This is a genomic window from Rhizobium sp. BK650, from assembly GCF_014195325.1.
GTDB lineage: Bacteria > Pseudomonadota > Alphaproteobacteria > Rhizobiales > Rhizobiaceae > Rhizobium.
On sequence record NZ_JACIBK010000002.1, the window covers coordinates 144,675 to 162,139 of the forward strand.

The 17,465-nt window shown below is 62.4% G+C and carries 13 protein-coding genes, 1 tRNA gene and 1 pseudogene; 7 read left to right on the top strand and 8 right to left on the bottom strand.

Translation table 11 applies throughout. The features are described 5' to 3' along the window. Nucleotides 1-13: 13 nt before the first annotated feature. Nucleotides 14-199: pseudogene (locus FHX15_RS31705) on the bottom strand (hypothetical protein); the annotation flags it as partial. A 17-nt stretch (nt 200-216) separates the two neighbouring features. Here FHX15_RS31705 and FHX15_RS04995 point away from each other — a divergent pair. Then, entirely contained in the window at nt 217-2,898 is a 2,682-nt protein-coding gene (locus FHX15_RS04995) for a CHC2 zinc finger domain-containing protein (protein WP_184394260.1), read from the top strand. 396 nt (nt 2,899-3,294) lie between these two features. Here FHX15_RS04995 and arsK read toward each other — a convergent pair whose 3' ends face one another. Genes arsK through FHX15_RS05020 form a run of 5 tightly spaced genes read right to left on the bottom strand, consistent with a single transcriptional unit; the run spans nt 3,295 to nt 6,517 of the window. Next, complete coding sequence (gene arsK, locus FHX15_RS05000; protein ID WP_184394261.1) at nt 3,295-4,470, bottom strand: arsenite efflux MFS transporter ArsK; 1,176 nt, start codon at nt 4,468-4,470, stop codon at nt 3,295-3,297. A gap of 13 nt (nt 4,471-4,483) precedes the next feature. Then, complete coding sequence (locus tag FHX15_RS05005; protein WP_184394262.1) at nt 4,484-5,164, bottom strand: aquaporin; 681 nt, start codon at nt 5,162-5,164, stop codon at nt 4,484-4,486. Next, nucleotides 5,161-5,634: an arsenic resistance N-acetyltransferase ArsN2 gene (gene arsN2 / locus FHX15_RS05010; RefSeq protein ID WP_184394264.1), complete on the bottom strand. Its 474-nt coding sequence runs from the start codon at nt 5,632-5,634 to the stop codon at nt 5,161-5,163. Before arsN2 ends, FHX15_RS05005 begins: the two co-directional genes overlap by 4 nt. Further along, nucleotides 5,634-6,164 carry an arsenate reductase ArsC gene (locus tag FHX15_RS05015; protein ID WP_184394266.1) on the bottom strand — a complete coding sequence of 177 codons (531 nt, stop codon included), beginning with the start codon at nt 6,162-6,164 and terminating at the stop codon, nt 5,634-5,636. The genes arsN2 and FHX15_RS05015 overlap by 1 nt, the downstream gene beginning before the upstream one ends. Then, on the bottom strand, nt 6,161-6,517 hold the full coding sequence (locus FHX15_RS05020) for a helix-turn-helix transcriptional regulator (RefSeq protein WP_184394268.1): 357 nt from the start codon (nt 6,515-6,517) through the stop codon (nt 6,161-6,163). The genes FHX15_RS05015 and FHX15_RS05020 overlap by 4 nt, the downstream gene beginning before the upstream one ends. 42 nt (nt 6,518-6,559) lie before the next feature. On the opposite strand from FHX15_RS05020, the gene FHX15_RS05025 reads away from it, so the two are divergent. From FHX15_RS05025 to FHX15_RS05035, 3 genes are all read left to right on the top strand, one after another. Continuing rightward, the gene (locus tag FHX15_RS05025) at nt 6,560-7,078 is read left to right on the top strand and encodes a DUF6428 family protein (RefSeq protein ID WP_184394270.1); all 519 of its coding nucleotides are present in this window, start codon (nt 6,560-6,562) and stop codon (nt 7,076-7,078) included. 144 nt (nt 7,079-7,222) lie between these two features. Beyond that, nucleotides 7,223-10,126 carry a hypothetical protein gene (locus FHX15_RS05030; RefSeq protein WP_184394272.1) on the top strand — a complete coding sequence of 968 codons (2,904 nt, stop codon included), beginning with the start codon at nt 7,223-7,225 and terminating at the stop codon, nt 10,124-10,126. A gap of 3 nt (nt 10,127-10,129) precedes the next feature. Further along, nucleotides 10,130-13,315 (top strand): hypothetical protein, encoded by a 3,186-nt coding sequence (locus FHX15_RS05035; RefSeq protein ID WP_184394274.1) that lies wholly within the window; start codon nt 10,130-10,132, stop codon nt 13,313-13,315. Between the two features lie 563 nt (nt 13,316-13,878). Here the strand turns inward: FHX15_RS05035 and FHX15_RS05040 are convergent. After that, on the bottom strand, nt 13,879-14,085 hold the full coding sequence (locus FHX15_RS05040; RefSeq protein ID WP_184394276.1) for a hypothetical protein: 207 nt from the start codon (nt 14,083-14,085) through the stop codon (nt 13,879-13,881). A gap of 303 nt (nt 14,086-14,388) precedes the next feature. On the opposite strand from FHX15_RS05040, the gene FHX15_RS05045 reads away from it, so the two are divergent. Beyond that, complete coding sequence (locus tag FHX15_RS05045) at nt 14,389-15,162, top strand: DUF3800 domain-containing protein (RefSeq protein WP_184394278.1); 774 nt, start codon at nt 14,389-14,391, stop codon at nt 15,160-15,162. A gap of 294 nt (nt 15,163-15,456) precedes the next feature. Here the strand turns inward: FHX15_RS05045 and FHX15_RS05050 are convergent. Beyond that, nucleotides 15,457-15,546: transfer RNA gene (locus FHX15_RS05050), tRNA-Ser, on the bottom strand. 221 nt (nt 15,547-15,767) lie between these two features. Here FHX15_RS05050 and FHX15_RS05055 point away from each other — a divergent pair. Both FHX15_RS05055 and FHX15_RS05060 read left to right on the top strand, forming a co-directional pair. Continuing rightward, nucleotides 15,768-16,085 (top strand): hypothetical protein, encoded by a 318-nt coding sequence (locus tag FHX15_RS05055; RefSeq protein WP_184394280.1) that lies wholly within the window; start codon nt 15,768-15,770, stop codon nt 16,083-16,085. Between the two features lie 332 nt (nt 16,086-16,417). Next, the gene (locus FHX15_RS05060; protein WP_184394282.1) at nt 16,418-17,410 is read left to right on the top strand and encodes a BMP family protein; all 993 of its coding nucleotides are present in this window, start codon (nt 16,418-16,420) and stop codon (nt 17,408-17,410) included. Nucleotides 17,411-17,465: the final 55 nt, after the last annotated feature.

Consider the following 17,465-nt stretch of genomic DNA (forward strand, 5'->3'; position numbering starts at 1 on the left):
GGGCCTGAGATCGTTTTTTGACGGCGGGCCTTGTGCTTGTAGCCCCCTCATCCGCCCTTCGGGCACCTTCTCCCCATGGGGAAGAAGGGGAAACGGACGCCGCGGCTCGTCCCTTCTCCCCAGCGGGGAGAAGGTGGCCCGAAGGGTCGGATGAGGGGGCCACGGGTGATGCGTCAAACGCAAAAGACGATTCGCACATTTCACACGGATAATTTCATGTCACCAACACATTCACACCCACCTTCCGGCGAACCCGACGATATCGAGCGTCTGCGCCGCGACGTGTCGCTGTCTTCGACCGTCTCGCAATATGGATACACGCTTGCCCGCAACGGCCGGGAATTCGAAACCTGCTGCCCCTTCCATGCCGAAGACACGCCGTCGTTCACGATTTTCATAGCGCACGATGGAATAGAGCGTTTCCATTGTTTCGGCTGCGGCAGGAAGGGCGATGTCCTGGATTTCGTCCGCGAGGTGAAGGGCGTCGATCTGCCAGAAGCGATCCGCATCCTGGGCGGAGGCAGCAACGGCCGGCTGGATATGCGGCCGCGGCAGGTTCGGGCACGGGACGCCTATGAGGGCATCGTGCCGATCGCCCCACCGGCGGAGCGGCTGCAGGCCGGTGCGCGGGTGAGGCTCTATAATCCCAAGCGCAAGGGCGAGCGCTCCGAATGGGGCGTCTTCGCGCCCTCGATGGTCTTTCCCTATCGCCGCGCCGACGGGTCGCTTCTCGGCTATGTCCTGCGCCGCGATCTGCCTGACGGAGGCAAGGAAACGCCGATGGTGATGTTCGTGCGCCTGGCCGATGGAGCCCAAACATGGTGCCGCTATCCCTTCCCGAAGCTGCGGCCGATCTACGGCCTGGAGGAGATCGGCCCAGATTTCGGCGGCGGAGAAGTGATGATCGTCGAGGGCGAGAAGTGCCGGGATCGGCTGCGCGGGTCAGCCAGGCAAACGGTTGTGTCCTGGGCGGGCGGCACACAGGGCGTCAAGCATACCGACTGGTCGCCGCTGGCGGGCCGCGACGTGGTCATCTGGCCGGATTTCGATCGCCCAGGCATCGCGGCGGCAAATGAAGTCGCGCTGCAGCTGATCGACCTCGGGGCTCGCGTCCGGCTCGTTGGCCTTGCCGATATCGATGCCGCCGGCGACAGCACGGCCTATCGTTTCGAAGACTGGCGCGTCGGCCTGCGTCCCTACCGCGGCTGGGATTGCGCCGATGCGCTCGATGACGGATGGACCGAGGCCGAGATCGATGCCTTCATGCGCGAAACGATGCGCTCCCTCGTGCCACAGGCCGCCCAGGCCGAAGTCGAGGCGCCGGCGCCGGCCGGGCGCATCGGCCCCGCGGAGCCGCAAAAGCCTGTCTTCGCCGACGACGCGCTGCTCCCTGATGCGGCGGGAGACGACCGGCCGACCCTCCCTTTCCATGAGGCCGATCTCTCCGACATCGTGACCCGCGCCTGCGATATCGCGTTCGAGGCAGGCGTGCCGCTCTATGCCCGCGGCGCGGCCCTCTTCCGCCTGGTGCGCATAGCCGGGGCGGAAAGGTCGATGCTCGTGCCGGCCGAGGAAATCTCCCTGCTCGAAATCTTCACCAGGACCATCCGCTGGCTTAAACCGGATGCGCGGACGGTCGAGGGCTGGCGGCCCGCCTCGTGCCCGCTGCTCGTCGCGAGAGCCGTCATCGCGCGGCGAGGGGAATGGCGGTTTCCGCAGCTCAAGGCCATCGTTTCCACCCCGACGATGCGCAGCGACGGCACTCTTATCAGCGCCAAGGGGTTCGATCCCCAATCCGGCATCCTGTTCGAATCCGACAGGTCATGGCCCGATATCCCCGAATGCCCCGGCAAGGCCGATGCGGCAGCAGCCTTGGCACGCATCGAGACGCTTGTTTCGAGCTTCCCCTTCGTCAGCGATGTCGACCGCTCGGCAGCCGTGGCCCTGATCCTGACGGCCATCATCCGTCCATGCCTCAATACCGCGCCGCTCTTCGGCGTCAGCGCGACAGCGCCCGGCACCGGCAAGTCCAAGCTGGTGGATGTCGCCGCAATCCTGGCGACGGGACGCATTGCACCGGTCAATTCGTATCCGCCCGACGAGGAAGAGCTGCGCAAGGTCCTTCAGGCGCGGCTGATGCAGGGCGATGCCTTCATCAGCCTGGACAACGTGTCGGTAGCAGTTCGCTCCGATTACCTTTGCCAGGTGCTGACCCAGGACGAAGTCAATATACGCCCGCTCGGCGAAAGCCGCACCGTCGATGCGCCGACGGTAACGATGCTCTGCGCCACTGGCAACGGCCTGCGCTTTGCCGGCGACCTGACGCGGCGCGTGGTGCAGATCAATCTCGATGCCGGCGTCGAGCGGCCGGAGGAGCGCGTCTTCGAGAGCGACGTCATCGAGGATACCCGCCGGCTGCGGGTGGAGATCGTCACGGCGGCCCTGACGCTCCTGCGCGCCTTCGTCGCCAACCGGGCAGAGAAGGTCACGCCGGCACTCGGCTCCTTCGAGCAGTGGTCGGATCTCGTTCGCTCCGCACTCGTCTGGCTGGGCTTGCCCGATCCGCTCGGCAACGCAGCCAAGATCCGCGACGATGATCCGGAAAGGGAGCGAACGTCGGCGATCATTTCAGCGCTGCCGACAGGCAAGTCGTGGACTGCCGTCGACATTGCGAAGATGGTGGACGAGGGCGCCTTCGATCCCATCGGCAACCGTCGCCATGAAGGGCTGGTCCATGCGCTTTCGGACTATATCGAGAAAGGCCGCCTGAACACCCATCGCTTCAGTGGCTTCCTGCGCAAGTATTCCGGACGGATCGTCAATGGCCAGATGATCGTCCAGGCGGGGAGGAACAGGCTCAACACTGCCCTTTGGAAGATCGAAACGAGGCTCAGCTGACCGGCGGCGCCTTGGTTTCGTCAGGACGCCGCTTCGGAGCGATAGGCTCCTATGCCTCGGCCGTTCGATGCTCTTCGCGGGCAGCTTCCCATATCGAAAGGGGCTTCGTGCGGAGATGAGCCGCGGGATATGCGGTCGTGCCGACACGTCTTTGCGCTCGGCGGCAACTGCGATCGTGGACCGGGCGCATAGGATGCAGGAGATGCAGGAGATGAAGGGGATTTTTTCTACCCTACGCGGGAAATGTCAGTTCCTTATATGACAGGTAAGAAATGACATTTTCTAAAGGGCGTAAAAAAGTGCTCCTGCATCTCCTGCATCCTATGCAGTCCCCGCAATCACAGACCGGGCGCTTCGATCTGTCGGCGGGAACCTGAATCCTACCGTCTCGGCCGGTCATCGTAATGCGGCGATCGATATCAGGGCGACGATCGAAAGTCCGCCGAGGGCCGCCGTGATGGCGAGCGATGGCGCGACCCCCAGGTTCTGCATCGCGAAGGCGAGGACGAAGGGCGCAAGCGCGGAGAGGATCAGCCGCGCGGCCATCATTTTCCCCTGCCGCTTGCCGTAGCCCTCGCTTCCGAAGAGGTGCAGCGGCAGCGTGCCGGTGACGATGCTGAGCAGGCCGTTGCCCATGCCGAAGATGACGGCGAAAACCATGGCTCCCGGCATGGATGGAGCCGAGAAGAGCAGCGCCAGCACGCCGCCCGGAATGAGCATCGCCGCAACGACGGCGAGATGGAGCGGCGGCAGGTTCTTGCCGAAGACCATGTTGATCAGCCGGCTGCTGACCTGCGACGGGCCGAACAGTGTGCCGACGAGCGCCGCCGTCGCGCCGAGCCCGAGGCCGGAGAGAAGCGGCACCAGATGCACGAGCACGGCGGAGCTCGAAAGCGACATCAGCGAAAAGCCCGTGACCATGATAGCAAAGCCGAGCCGCCGGCGGGCAGGCGGCAGGCTGCCTTCGACATGCGGAGCGGCAGTCGATGCTACCTGCCTCGGGCTGGTGGCGCTCTTCGAGAGCCAGGCGTGGATCGGCATGCAGACGACGAGATTGAGGGCGGCGAAGACCAGATAGACGTTCTGCCAGTTGAGATGGGAATGCAGCGCCGTGGTGATCGGCCAGAAGATCGTCGATGCGAATCCGGCAATCAGCGTCAGGTAGGTGATGCTGCGGGAAGCGACCTGCGGGCGGATCTGCACGAGCAGCGCAAAGGCCGCGCCATATTGAACGAGGTTGGCGGAGATCTCGATCGCGATCAGGGCGGCAACATAGGCTGCCCTGCCGGGCGCGAAGGCGCAGGCCGTCAGAGCCACAGCCGCCGCCAGGGAGCCTGCCGTCATCACCCGGCCGGCGCCGATCCTGTCGAACAGGGCACCCAGCCACGGCGCAGTTAGGCCGCCGGCGAGAAGCGCGGCCGAAAGCGCGCCGAAGACCCATTCGCTCGACCATGCAAACTGCGCGGCCATATCGGGAGCGAGGATGCTGAAACTGTAATAGAGGGTGCCGTAGCCGATGATCTGCGTGATGCCGAGCCCGAGCACGGCAGAAAGCGGAACGCGCTGGCTCATATGGATTTCGGGCTCACGCGTTGCTCCAGTCTCGCCGCATCAGCAGCCATCCGGCAAAGATCAGCGCCAGAAGCGCGCCGAGGATTTCCGCGACGATGAAGCCCGGCAGATCGGTCGGCCGGATGCCGGAAAACGTGTGCGTCAGCGATCGGGCGATGGCGACGGCCGGATTGGCAAATGCGGTGGAAGCGGTGAACCAATAGGCGGCGGTGATATAGAGCCCTACCAGCCACGCCACGGCGTCGGTGCGAAACCGGATGCCGGCGAGGATGGTAAAGATGAGCCCGAAGGTCGCCGTCGCCTCAGAGAGCCACTGCGCGCCGCCGAATCGCACGGTTTCCGACGTCTGCAGCAAGGGCAGGGCGAACATGCCATGCGCGAGCACCGTTCCGGCAATCCCGCCAAGGACCTGCGCGGTGATATAAAGCGCTAACGAAGAACTGGGCAGTTCCCGCCTGATGGCAAAGATCATCGAGACGACAGGATTGAAATGCGCGCCGGAGATCGGCCCTAGTATGGTGATCAGCACGACGAGAATTGCGCCTGTCGCCAGCGTATTGCCCAGCAGCGCGAGCGCCGTATCGTCGGTCAGGCTGTCGGCCATGATGCCGGAGCCGACGACGGTCGCGACGAGCAGGAGCGTGCCGAGCGCCTCGGCGGTGAGCTGCCGCGACAGGGGAAATGCCGCGTTCATAAAGGCAGGCCCCGTACCATCAGGGAGGCGGATGCCGGACATAGGTCGGCTGCCTGGCGCGTCGCAAGGATTTCGCCCGGCGCTTCATCGCGCGCGATCGGACGGAAGCCGAGCGACTGGAAGAAGGGAGCGGCCGATTCCGTCAGCAGATAGGCGCAAGCCGCGCCTTGTCCGCGGGCCAGGCCGAGCAGGCCTGATGTGATGGCATGGCCGAAACCGAAGCCTCGCCGATCGGGCAGGACCATGATGGAACGCAGGAGTGCTGCCTCGCCATGGAGTTCCAGCCCGCCGAAGCCGACCGTGTCGCCACCCTGCGAAAACCGGTAGAAGCGTCGGCCGGCCTCCGTCAGGTCGTCGACCGGAAGCCCGGCGCCCGAAAGTGCGGCGCGAAGGCCGTCGTCATCGCCGTCTATAACCTGCTGATCGAGGGCCTGCTGATTAAGGGCCTGTTGATTGAGATCGAAACCCATCAGCTCGCCCTGGACTGCTTGATGCTGGCGCCTTCCATCGCGCCGATCTGGCGCAGATGCGATTCCAGCGCCAGTTTGTCGATCGAATTAAGCGGCAGGCCGATGAAGGACATGATGCGGTTCTTGAGGAAGCGGGCGGCCTCAGCAAAAGCGCGGGCTTTTTCTGCTTCGCTGCCTTCGACGGCGGCGGGGTCTTCGACGCCCCAATGGGCCGTCATCGGATGGCCGATCCAGACCGGGCAGGCTTCGCCGGCGGCACTGTCGCAGACGGTAAAGATGAAATCCATGTCCGGTGCGCCCGGTTCGGCGAATTCATCCCAGCTCTTCGAGCGGAAGCCCGTTGCGGGATAGCCGAGCGCGGCAAGCTCTTTCAGCGCATGCGGATTGACCTCGCCCTTCGGCTGGCTGCCGGCGGAATAGGCCTTGAAGCGGCCTTTGCCTTCCGCGTTCAAGATCGATTCCGCAAGGATCGAGCGGGCCGAATTGCCGGTGCAGAGAAACAGCACGTTGTAAACGCGATCGGCGGTCATTGCAGTTTCTCCTCCAATTTTGGCGTGCAGCAGGCAGTAACCTCGGCGGCCGGGGCGCAGATATCAGGATGGCCGGCACAGCAGTCTTCCATCAGGAAGCGCACGAGGCCGCCAAGCGCCTCGAAATTGGCCGTGTAGATAATCGACCGGGATTCCCGCTGCTGGGCGAGCAGGCCGGAACGTTCCAGCTCCTTCAGGTGGAAGGAGACGTTCGATGGCGATACCTCGGCCTTTTCGGCAATCGCGCCGGCGGCCATTCCGTCAGGCCCGGCGACGACGAGCATGCGGACGATGTGCAATCGGGTTTCCTGGGAAAGCGCACCGAATGCGATGAGGGCTTGACGTTGATCCATATTTCAACAATCCTTGAATCATTGAAACGAGGGATAGCGCAAATGAACGCGATCGACAACGGCAAAATGCGGAAGGAAGACATCTCCCTCGGCGAATTGATGAGCATCCTGTCCGCCGCCATGGATTCGCCGCTGATCTTTTATTACGGCGGCCATCCGGTGAAGCCGGGCTATCACGTGACCGAGGTCAAGGCCGGGCGGCTTTCGGCGCTCGATTGCGGCGCCAATCCGGAAGCCTGGAGTGAAATCTTCATCCAGCTCTGGGATATCGAAGAGAACGACCGCACCCATATGCCATCAGGCAAATTCCATGCGATCATCCGCAAGGTGACGGAGCATGTGGCGCTCGACGATTCCGCCAGGCTGACCTTCGAAGTCAGCGACGGCGCGCAGCCGATGCAGCTCTATTGCGCGTCCATGCCGATTTTGCGCGCCGGCGCCATCCATGTCGAGCTCGTAGCCCGCCCGGCAAGCTGCAAGCCGCGCGACCGCTGGCTCGCCGAGCAGGCGCAGGCATCCGCCTGCTGCGGACCTTCGGCCGGCGCCAAATGCTGCAGTTGAGCTGCTGCGGCTGAACCGTCCCCTATGGATCCTGTGGGGCCGCAAAACCTAACCGCCCCGACTTTCTCCCGCCGTCTGTCTCGGACTCAACCTTTCTCTGTGATGGTCTCCGTGATCATCGACATCAGGCGAAAGGCTGCATCAGTGGTGAAAGTCCCCCTCTATCAGGAAAATCAGGACCGCGTCGCGCTGCGGCCGGAATATACCGAAACCCTTGCCGGCGGCGCGACGGCGGATGCCTTCGGCTCGGCGATCGGCAAGGGGCTGCAATCCGTGGCCAGCGGCATGGAGACCGCCGCCGAAGCCGTGCAGCGTGTCCAGGAGATGCGCGACGACGCCGTCGTCAGCGATGCCGCCAACCGATGGCTGCAGCAAAAGGACAAGCTTCTTTACGATGCCGATACCGGCTATGCGAATGCCGAGGGCCGGCAGGCGGTCGAAGGGTTCGATGCCTATCGCAAGAGCGTGGAAAGCCTGAAAGGCAATATCGCCGCCAAGATGTCGCCGGCGCAAAAAGAGCGGTTCGACAGGCAGGTCGCTCCTTTCGAAATCGATGCGCTGCGCTCCGGCGTGATCAGGAAATCCGAAGAGACCAAGAAATGGCTGGTGCAGGAACACACGGCGGCGGCCGAAAATTTTTCGCTTCAGGCCATCCAGACGCCTGACGACGAGGCGCGCTGGAACGGCTACGTCGGCCTCGGCGTCAAGGAGCTCGATGCCCGCGGCGCCAAGGAAGGCTGGGGCAAGGAGCGGGCAGAGCTGGAGCGGACGACCTATATCAGCAATGCGCGCCTGCAAACTGCCCTGCACATTGGCGAAAGCGACGCGATCAAGGCCGCCGGATATGCGACCCGCCATGCTGCCGACATCACCCCGCAGGACCATATGGTGCTGCTCGACAGGCTGAAACCCGATCTGAAGCGGGCGGCGGGGGCGGATGCGGCGCATTTCAACGCTTCCAATCCCGCGCCGGGCCAGTTTGCGGCAACCGGCCTCAGCCATGATCAGTATGCGCTGCTCTCCGTCATATCAGGCACGGAATCGCCGGCATACGACATGATGAACGGCGGCCAGCGCATCAGCGATTATGCCGCCCATCCGGGGTTCATTGGCGCCGGCGGCACGACGACGGCAACCGGCCGCTACCAGATCGTCAGGGGAACGTGGGAGCGGGCCGCAACGGCGCTCGGCCTGACGGATTTTTCCCCCGCCTCGCAGGACCGCGCCGCCGCCTGGATCGCGCAGGCCGATTACCGCACGAATGCCGGCCGCGATCTGGCGCGCGATATCGCCGACGGCAATTTCGCTTCGATCCGCCGCAATCTGGCGACGACATGGGAAGGTCTGAAGAAGATTTCCGACGAGGAATTTGCGAGACGCCTGGCGGCCGCAAGGTTGGCGCCGCTGGCGGCTCCTGCAGCGGCGGGGGCTGTTCCGGGAGGTGCTTCTGCGGGGGCTTCTGCTCCGCAGCCTGCGGCGACCGGCACTTCCGCAGCACCTGTCGCGCCCGGCGCTTCCGCCACGACGTCAGGTGCAGAAGCGCCGCCGCAGCCTGCCGGACCGCAATTCTCCCCGGCCGTCGAAAGCGCCCTCAGCGCCCTGCCGCCGGCCTATGCCGCCGAGATCCGCGAAAGTGCGGCCGATGCCATGCGCGACGCCGAAATGCAGCAGACGTTGCGGGAAAAGGCGATGCAGGTGGCCCAGGCCGAGGCTTATCGCCAGCGTATCGACAATGGTGATAGCACGCTGACGCCCCGCGACATCAAGGAGGATACGGTCGTCGATGCCGGCGACAAGGCCGCGTTGATCGGCACTCTCGACGAGAAGAAGAAGGAGGCGCTGGCGACGAGCCTCAATGTTGCGGCGTTCCATGCTGGCAAGCTCGCCATTGATGTCTATACCGATGAAGGCCGCAAGGCCAATGACGGCGTCTGGGCCGCGATCTCCGCGCATCTTGACGAGCCATCGCAACGCGATCCGCTGCTGCTCAACCTGATCCGCCAGACGGGCGCGGTGCCGACTGCGGTCTTCGATGATCTGCGCCTCAAGCTGACGCGCGGTAAACTCGACGGCGTACGCGAGGCGCTCGATCTGGGAAACCGGATTTCGCTCGTCGATCCCGGCGCGCTGGCGCGTGTGACGGACGGCTCGAAAATCGCCGACGATGTGGTCCTCTATTCCCACTACCTTAACAGCATCGGCCTGACGCCGGATGAAGCCGCGAAGCGGGTTATCGATCAAAAGGATCCCGAAGCGGTTCGAAGGCGTGCGGCACTGATGGATGATCCGGGGATGAAGTTTACGATCGACGCTATGGCGCGCACGGAGAATATCCAGTGGCTCTTCCGAAAGACCTGGTCCTCCATCCCTCCCCGTTTGGGCAACAGCCGGCAACAGGAGGCGACGCTCGTCAGCGACTACAAGGAAATACTGGCAGATAGCATTTCCGATGCCAATGCCCACTGGAACTTCGAGTCGGCGCAGATACTCGCGAGCGATCGCATCCAGCGCCGCTACGGCACGTCCGAATTCTCACCGGAGGGGTCGAATGTCGTCACCTATCTGCCACCCGAAAAGACCTACCCGCCCGATGCTGCCGGTTCTTACACCTATATCAGGGAGCAGCTGAACGCCTTTCTTGCCGCCGAAGGCATAACGCATGGCGGTGCCTTCCTCACCGCCGACAAGGACACTGAACATGACGTGGCCGTCGGCGCCCCGCGGCGTTATCAGGTTTACTACAAGGGTGAAAACGGCGACCTGCTGCATTACCGCAAGCAGTTCACACCCAAGCCGCCGAACCCCGGGCAGGTCGAGGCCGCGAGGAGGGCAGCGCTTGCCGGCCTGGAGGCCGAACGCCTGGAGAACCCCGACGTGCAGCAGGAACTCGGTGCCGAGCGGAAGAGGGCGATCGATGAGATGCTCGCCTGGCCGCTGAATATACCCGCGTCGTCATCGCCTGGTTCCACACCGGCATTTCCTGATGCCGGGCCGTTACCCAAGACGAAGAGGAACGGGCCGTTGAACAAGACGAAGAGAAAGAACTGATCCATGCCATCAGCTGAAAACCGGGCGCAGCCCGCCGTATCTCCCGCTGCCGACATGCAGCAGATCAGTGCAGCCGGAACCGATAAGAGCGGCGCGGCCTTTGGCCGGGGTAACCCTGTCGATTACTTCTTTGCCTCCGACATGCTCTATCGGCATGCCAGAGGTGTCTTTGCGCGCACAGACCCCGATTTCCGCCCGTTCGACCCGGAAAATGTCAGGGGTTACGAGCAATATGCGGATCGCTTCCTCGATGTCTTCAACAAAAAGGCGATGGACGCCGTCAAGGCTGAGATCGATCAGGAAAACAGCGAACGCAAGGTTTTGGAACGGGCCGGCTGGGTCGGTGTGAGTCTCGGCTCCCCGGCAGGCACGCTCGATCCGACGATTTTTCTTCCGGGCGGCGCGCTGGTGAACGCCAGCAAGGAATTGCGCACCGTCGACGAGTCGCTGAAGAATATCGGCGGCTCCGCACTTCTGTTTGGCGCGTTGGGCGGCCGTGGAATTGCGCCGATGACGAGCCTGGAACACGAAGCCGCCGCGCGTGCCTTCGATGCCGTCAAGGCGCCGGATTTCGATGCGGAGACGAATGCGCTTCATGCGGAAATGGCGGCCTATTCCATTCCCGCGCCCGCCGCTGACGCCGCCCCGCGGCCGGCCCCATCCGCCGATCTCCCGGTTGCCGGGGATGCGGCCCCGGATGCAGCAAAGCCAACGGCAGCGGCCACGGCACCAACAACCGCGGAGGCCACCGCCGCGCTCAACCCGCTGCTGCGAGCGCTGCACAGCCCTTCCGCCGCAGTGCGCGAGATCGGCGCGCAGATGATGGAAGACCCTATTTATCTGACGAAGACAGTGCCGGGTCAGGCCGAGGCCGGGGCTATCGCCGGCGAGCGCGCTGCCGCCGCCGGCACGAACCTATCCGAATTTGTCCGCGCCGCCGTCGACAAGGCGGTCGAGGCTCAGCGCGCCGCCTATCTCAATGCCCGCAAGGCGGGCGTGCCGTTGAGGGAAAGCGAATTCTATCAGCAAGTCGGCCGCGTCATGCGTGGCGGCGGCAAGAGCGATATTCCCGGTGTGGCAGAGGCCGCCGATGCATGGCGCTCCCATATCATCGAGCCGCTGGCGAAACGGGCGGTCGATGCCGGGCTGCTGCCTGAAGATATCGATCCCGCCGCGGCCGGCCCCTATTTCTCGCGCCTATGGAACCGCGAGGCGCTCGAAGCCGGCGAACAGGAATTCAAGGACGGCCTGCGCGGCTTTGTCGACGGGCAGGTCTCGGCCGCAATGGCGCGCGAGGCGGCTGAGACCATGGCAAGCGACATGGCCGGAGATACGGCAAGTGGCGCGGCCAACAGCATGGCAAACGACACGACAAGTAGCGCAGCAAGCGGCAAGGACGGCCTGTCCCATCTCGCCAGCCACTTGGTCAAACATCTCGGCGATGTCACCGCCGAGCAATTCGAGACGGGCTTCTATAAGCTCGCCATCGGCCTTGCTGGCAGCGCCGATGATGATGCCGGCCCCGATCATACCGGCCCTGATCAGACCGCAAAGCCCGATGGGAGTAACGATCAGGCCGCTGCCACCCCGTTCCAATTCCCCGACGATGCCGCCCGCGCCGCCTATGTCGATGGCATCGTCGATGATGTCTATGACCGGCTGACGGGGCGGGCCGCAGACGGCTTGCAGCCGGAGGATGCCAGCCTTGCCGCCCACGGCCCGCTGAAGGGGCGCAGCTTCGACATTCCCGACGCGCTCGTCGAAAAATTCCTGGACCACGACTCCGATCGCATCGGCCGCCGCTACGCCCGCGTGATGGCCGGCAATATCGACCTTGCCGAACGTTTCGGCTCGCCTTGCATGACGGAGGCCTTCGAGCGCGTGCGGCAGGATTATGCCGGGCTGCGGGTGCAAGCGGGTGACGATCCGGCAGCCCTGAAAGGTCTTGACGAGCGCGAGCGCGCCGATATCGCCGACCTGCAATCCGTGCACGACATGCTGCGTGGCAATGACCGGCCGGAGATCGGCAATGCGAGCTGGAGGCAGGTTCTCGCCGGCGCCGGTGCGTTCGACTATATGCGCGCCATGGGCGGCGCGGTGATCGGCTCGCTTGCCGATGCCGTGCGCCCGACCATCGTGTACGGGCTTTCCACCTATATCCGGCCCGGGCTTGCGCCGATGCTGCGCGGCGTGACAGCCGCCGGCCTCGGCGGGAAGGAGGCGCAGCTTGCCGGCGCGATCGGCGAAAAGATCCTCGCCTCCCGCATGGCCTCGCTCGCCGGGATCACCGATCCCTATGCACACGGCCCCGTCTTCGCCCGCTTCCTCGGCAATCTGGCTTCTGGCATCCCGCGCCTGACCGGCCTGATGCATTGGGACGATTTTCAGAAAACGCTCGCCGCGCAAATCATTGAGAACCGCATTCTGGCGAATGCCGAAAAAGCGGCAAAAGGCGGCTTCGCCTCCCTGCCGTCAGGCGAGCGGGACTATATGGACCTGCTCGGCATCGGCGGCCGGCGCGCCCAAGAGCTCGGCCGGTTCTTTACCATCCACGGCGAAACGCTCGATGGCGTCAGGCTCGCCAATACCCACGCTTGGGGCGACGACGCGGCCTCCACCGCCACCCGCCGCGCCTACCGCGCCGCGGTCAACAAGGATGCCGGTTCCATCGTCACCGAGGACGCCGGCGGCGGCGTGCCGCTCTTCGCCTCAACCCCGCTCGGCCGCGCCCTCAAGAGGTTCGTATATTTCGCTCTTGCCTCCAATCAGAGCGTGCTGATCCACGGGCTTCCCGAAGACAGAACCCGCCTTGCCGGCGGCATCGTCGGCATGACGGCGATCGGCGCCTTCCTCTATGCGCTCAAGCAGCTGGAAGCGGGCCACGCGCTTCCCGACGATCCCGGTATCTGGGCAACGGAGGGCCTCAACCGCTCCGGCCTCTTCGCCGTCGGCTTCGAGCTCAACAACGCGCTCGAAAAACTAGGCCCTCCCGGTCCGGGAGCCGGCGCATCCGCGCTCTTTCCCAATGCCGGCCGGAACGCGCCGGCCGGCCGCTCCGACGCCGCCAACGCCTCCGGCATCAGGCAAGGCACGCCCCTCCGGCCGCCGGCCTTTGCGAGCCTGCCTTACTGGCGCTGGCTGATCGATGAGGTGCTGACGCCGGAGATGGCGGAGGCTGTTCGCCGCTGATGCGGCCGGCTGCCGCTGCTTAGCGCGAACCTGGCTAAAAAAGAGAGGAGAAGAGACCTGCAACAGGAAACAAAAGGCCTCTTCTCCCGCTGAGTTTGCAGCATCAGCGAATGGTAGCTAGGGTGCCGGCCGCCAATGTCGACTGTTCGTCCGCTAGCGTACAGACCAGCGCCTCCACCCGCAAAGAACGGGTTCTGTCATTCCGCCGATACCGTCCTATATCTTCAATACCGGAGCAGACCACCGCACACCGGACGCCCTCCCGCAGACGGTGTCGCATGGCATATGAAGCAGACATGGTAATCGTGTGGGATCAGATCTCGCGAGGAGTAGCGGTGGTCTTTCGGGGCAAGCCGCACTATCTGGAAGGGCCTTTCCCGGACCGAAAAACCGGAATCCATGCTGCAGAATGGTACTGCTCCCGCCTGGGATGGCGTGACGCAAGCGCCAAATGATGTCGGGTGCCTGTCCCCATCGTCATCCGAGCGAGAACGAATGCCCGCACGACCTACCCGCTTTCCAGGCGGGGCGAGTCTGGGAGATGCTTCCAGAAGAGGGGTTTTCTACTTCGATAGCCAGCTTTCGAAATAGTGGCGAACAGCCGCGCCCGCGCCGAAATGATCGGTCGTATCCAGCCTAGCAACCGCGCCGCGCACGACGTCAGCCATGACGGCAGCAGGCACGATGCCGGACTTGACCAGCGATTGAAACAGTTCCTCCACCACAATGATCGTCCCGATCGCTTCGTCCTCAGCCTTGAAATTCGTCATTGCTGGGCTCCCCGGTTGTGTCGTTGGGAAGTGGCTATGTATCGAAAGTCTGGGGCATCTTGGCGACTTCGGGACAGGCTCAAAAGGGCTTGGTCTAGCGGGACCTCGACATCACGCCACCAGTTCGAAATATTGCGCTCGACAACAGGGAAGCCGATGCTCACTTCTTTGAAAGCGTGAGAAGGAAAGGACTCTAACCGTTAAGCTTGGCCGCAACGGAAGTCAGTACGGATGTTGTGGAGACTACATTGCGGATCAGCAGAGTAGTAGAGTCAAATCTCACGCTGATTCGAAGGTGCTGTTTTGGAATTTGGCGAATATATTGTGTACGACGAAAGCGGCGACCATAGCATGACGTCAATTGATGGGAATTATCCGATATTCTCGCTTGCGTTTTGCATTTTTAAGAAAAGCGACTACGTCCTCATCGCCGTTCCTGCCATGCAGGAATTCAAATTCAGGTGGTTTGGCCACGACACAGTAGTGATGCACGAGTCCGACATTGTGAAGAAACGAGGCCCGTTTCATTTCCTTCAGTACGACAAGATTCGAGAGCGGTTCCTGGATGATCTGACCATGGTTATAAAGAACATGCCCATGACCGTCGTTGCGTCCGTCATCCGCAAGGAAAATTTGAAGAGACGGTACGCGCGCCCAGACAACCCCTATCAGCTTGGCCTTCTTTTCTGCATGGAGAAGACGCATGCATTCATCAAGCATCAGGGAAACCACGAGCAGCGATGTCATATTGTTTGCGAATCGCGCAGTCCCAAAGAAAAGGCGGGACAAGGCAAGGAGGATGCGGCCCTTGAGCTTGAATTCCGCAGAATTGCCGCTGGCGACCATTATCTGCAGGGTGGTCGCGAAGAGTCAAAGATGCCGTGCTTAGATATTGTCTTCGCTTCCAAACTAGCGAATTCGACTGGCCTTCAGATTGCGGACCTGATCGCACGTCCGATAGGCCTACGAGTTCTGAAGGGCGGTCAACCAAATAGGGCTTTCGACGTCATCAGCGGGAAACTCTGGAGAGGTCCGGTGGGGAAAAGCCAAGCTTTCGGCCTTAAAGTCTTCCCCTGAAAAGCGAAAGGCCCCGGTTAAACCGAGGCCACAACGCCGACCAGGAACGAACCCCAATCCATTTACCTAAAGTATAAGCGTTTTTTGCCAAAAATCAAGCAGATTCAATAAGTTGCAGAAAATTCTGTTAAGTATATGTAAAGATTCGGATATCTGAACCGAGCGTTGCCGGACGCGATAGCACCGCGAAAGTTGACGTCCTGCTAAAAGTTTCAGCGGGCTTCCTTGATACTTCCCGGACAAAACGAGACCGAGATGGCCGACAGTATTTTCAGCAAACTAGAGCAAACAAAATGGCGGACAGAGAGGGATTCGAACCCTCGGTACGCTTTCACGTACACACGCGTTCCAGGCGTGCGCCTTCAACCACTCGGCCACCTGTCCATTTGCGTTTCGCACCGGAAAGGAGCAAATCGTCGGAACGGCGCGATATATACCGATGAATTTTTGCCGATCAACCCAAATCTAACAGTTTTTTGACTTCTTCCGATAAAACTGCGCGCATGCCGTCCATTGCGCCGTGTCTGCTGCGAGCCTATCTCTAGGTTTGAGTAGACATGGCGCGGCTCGCCGGACATCCAGGCATTACCGTCGTCGGAGGATTTATGCGTTTCTTGTTGCGTCTTGCCAGTCTGTTTGCGCTGGCAGTTGCCGTCATTGCCGGGACCATCGATTCCATCCAGTCCGTCGCATCCTCGCAAGTGGTCATGACCCCGATGGCCGATGCCTGGCAGGATGTCAGCCCCGCGACGCTGACGGCCCTCCAATCATCGTTGTCCTATTATATCCACCCGCGCTTCTATGCCTTCATCTTCCAATGGCTCATGCTGCAGCCGGCCTTTGCAGTGTTCCTGGTCCTGTCGCTCCTCTTTTGGATGATCGGCTACAAGAAGCCGCCGGTGGCGGGCCGCTTTACGGCCTGAGCGATGCGTCGCCGGCCCATCTGCAGGGTGTGGACGGGCGTGAAAGAGGGGTGGCGAAACGGCAGGATCGCCATGCCGATACGGCAAGGCCATTGGTTAGAAAATCCGCATTTTAGCGGGTAGTTTGCCTGAAAATCAGCCTGCAAGGATCGATTTTCGGCAATGATGGCAAATCTTTACCAACCGAAAAATTTCTGGTGAATTTTTCGCTGAGCCATGCAAGGATGCGCGCAGCCAGGCCTCCGGGGGGAGGTCGGTGGTTCCGCAGACATGCCTGAAAAAGGCTTGCGGGAGGACCCCAAACAAATATTTAACAACAGGGCTGCAAACTCATGAAAAAATCCCTTCTCACTCTCCTTGCCGTGGCAGCGATGTCGACGACGGCGCTTGCCGCCGACATCAAGCCGGCTCTCGTTTACGGCACCGGCGGGAAGTTCGATAAGTCGTTCAACGAAGCTGCCTTCAACGGCGCCGAGAAGTTCAAGAAAGAAACCGGCATCGCCTACCGCGATTTCGAGCCGACCGGCGACACCCAGGGCGAGCAGGCCATCCGCAACTTCGCAAGCCGCGGCTTCAACCCGGTCGTTGCCGTTTCCTTCGCCTGGACCTCGGCTGTCGAGAAGGTTGCCGCTGAATTCCCGGATACCAAGTTCATCATCGTCGATTCCGTCGTCGACAAGCCGAATGTCCGCTCCGTCCTCTACAAGGAAGAGGAAGGCTCCTACCTCGTCGGCGTTCTCGCCGGCATGGCGTCCAAGAGCGGCAAGGTCGGCTTCGTCGGCGGCATGGATATTCCGCTGATCCGCAAGTTCGAATGCGGCTATGAGCAGGGCGCTCGTTCCGTCAAGTCCAACATCGAAGTCTTCCAGAACATGACCGGCACGACCGGCGCTGCCTGGAACGACCCGGTCCGCGGCGGCGAGCTCGCCAAGAACCAGATCGACCAGGGCGCAGACGTCGTTTACGCAGCAGCCGGTGCCACCGGTCTCGGCGTTCTGCAGACGGCAGCCGACAACAAGAAACTGTCGATCGGCGTCGATTCCAACCAGAACCACCTGCATCCGGGTTCGGTCCTGACCTCGATGGTCAAGCGCGTCGACCTGGCCGTCTACAACGCCTTTAACGACACCAAGAACGACAAGTTCACGCCGGGCGTCCTCTCCCTCGGCATCAAGGAAGACGGCGTTGCCGCCGCCATGGACGAGAACAACAAGCCGCTGATCACGGCCGAAATGCAGGCCGCCGTCGACAAGGCCAAGGCTGACATCGTTGCAGGCACCGTCAAGGTTCACGATTACACGACGGACAACGCTTGCCCGAAGTGAATCGAAACTGAGATCGGGCGTATGGCGGAGGGGGTTTTCGCCATACGCCCTTTTC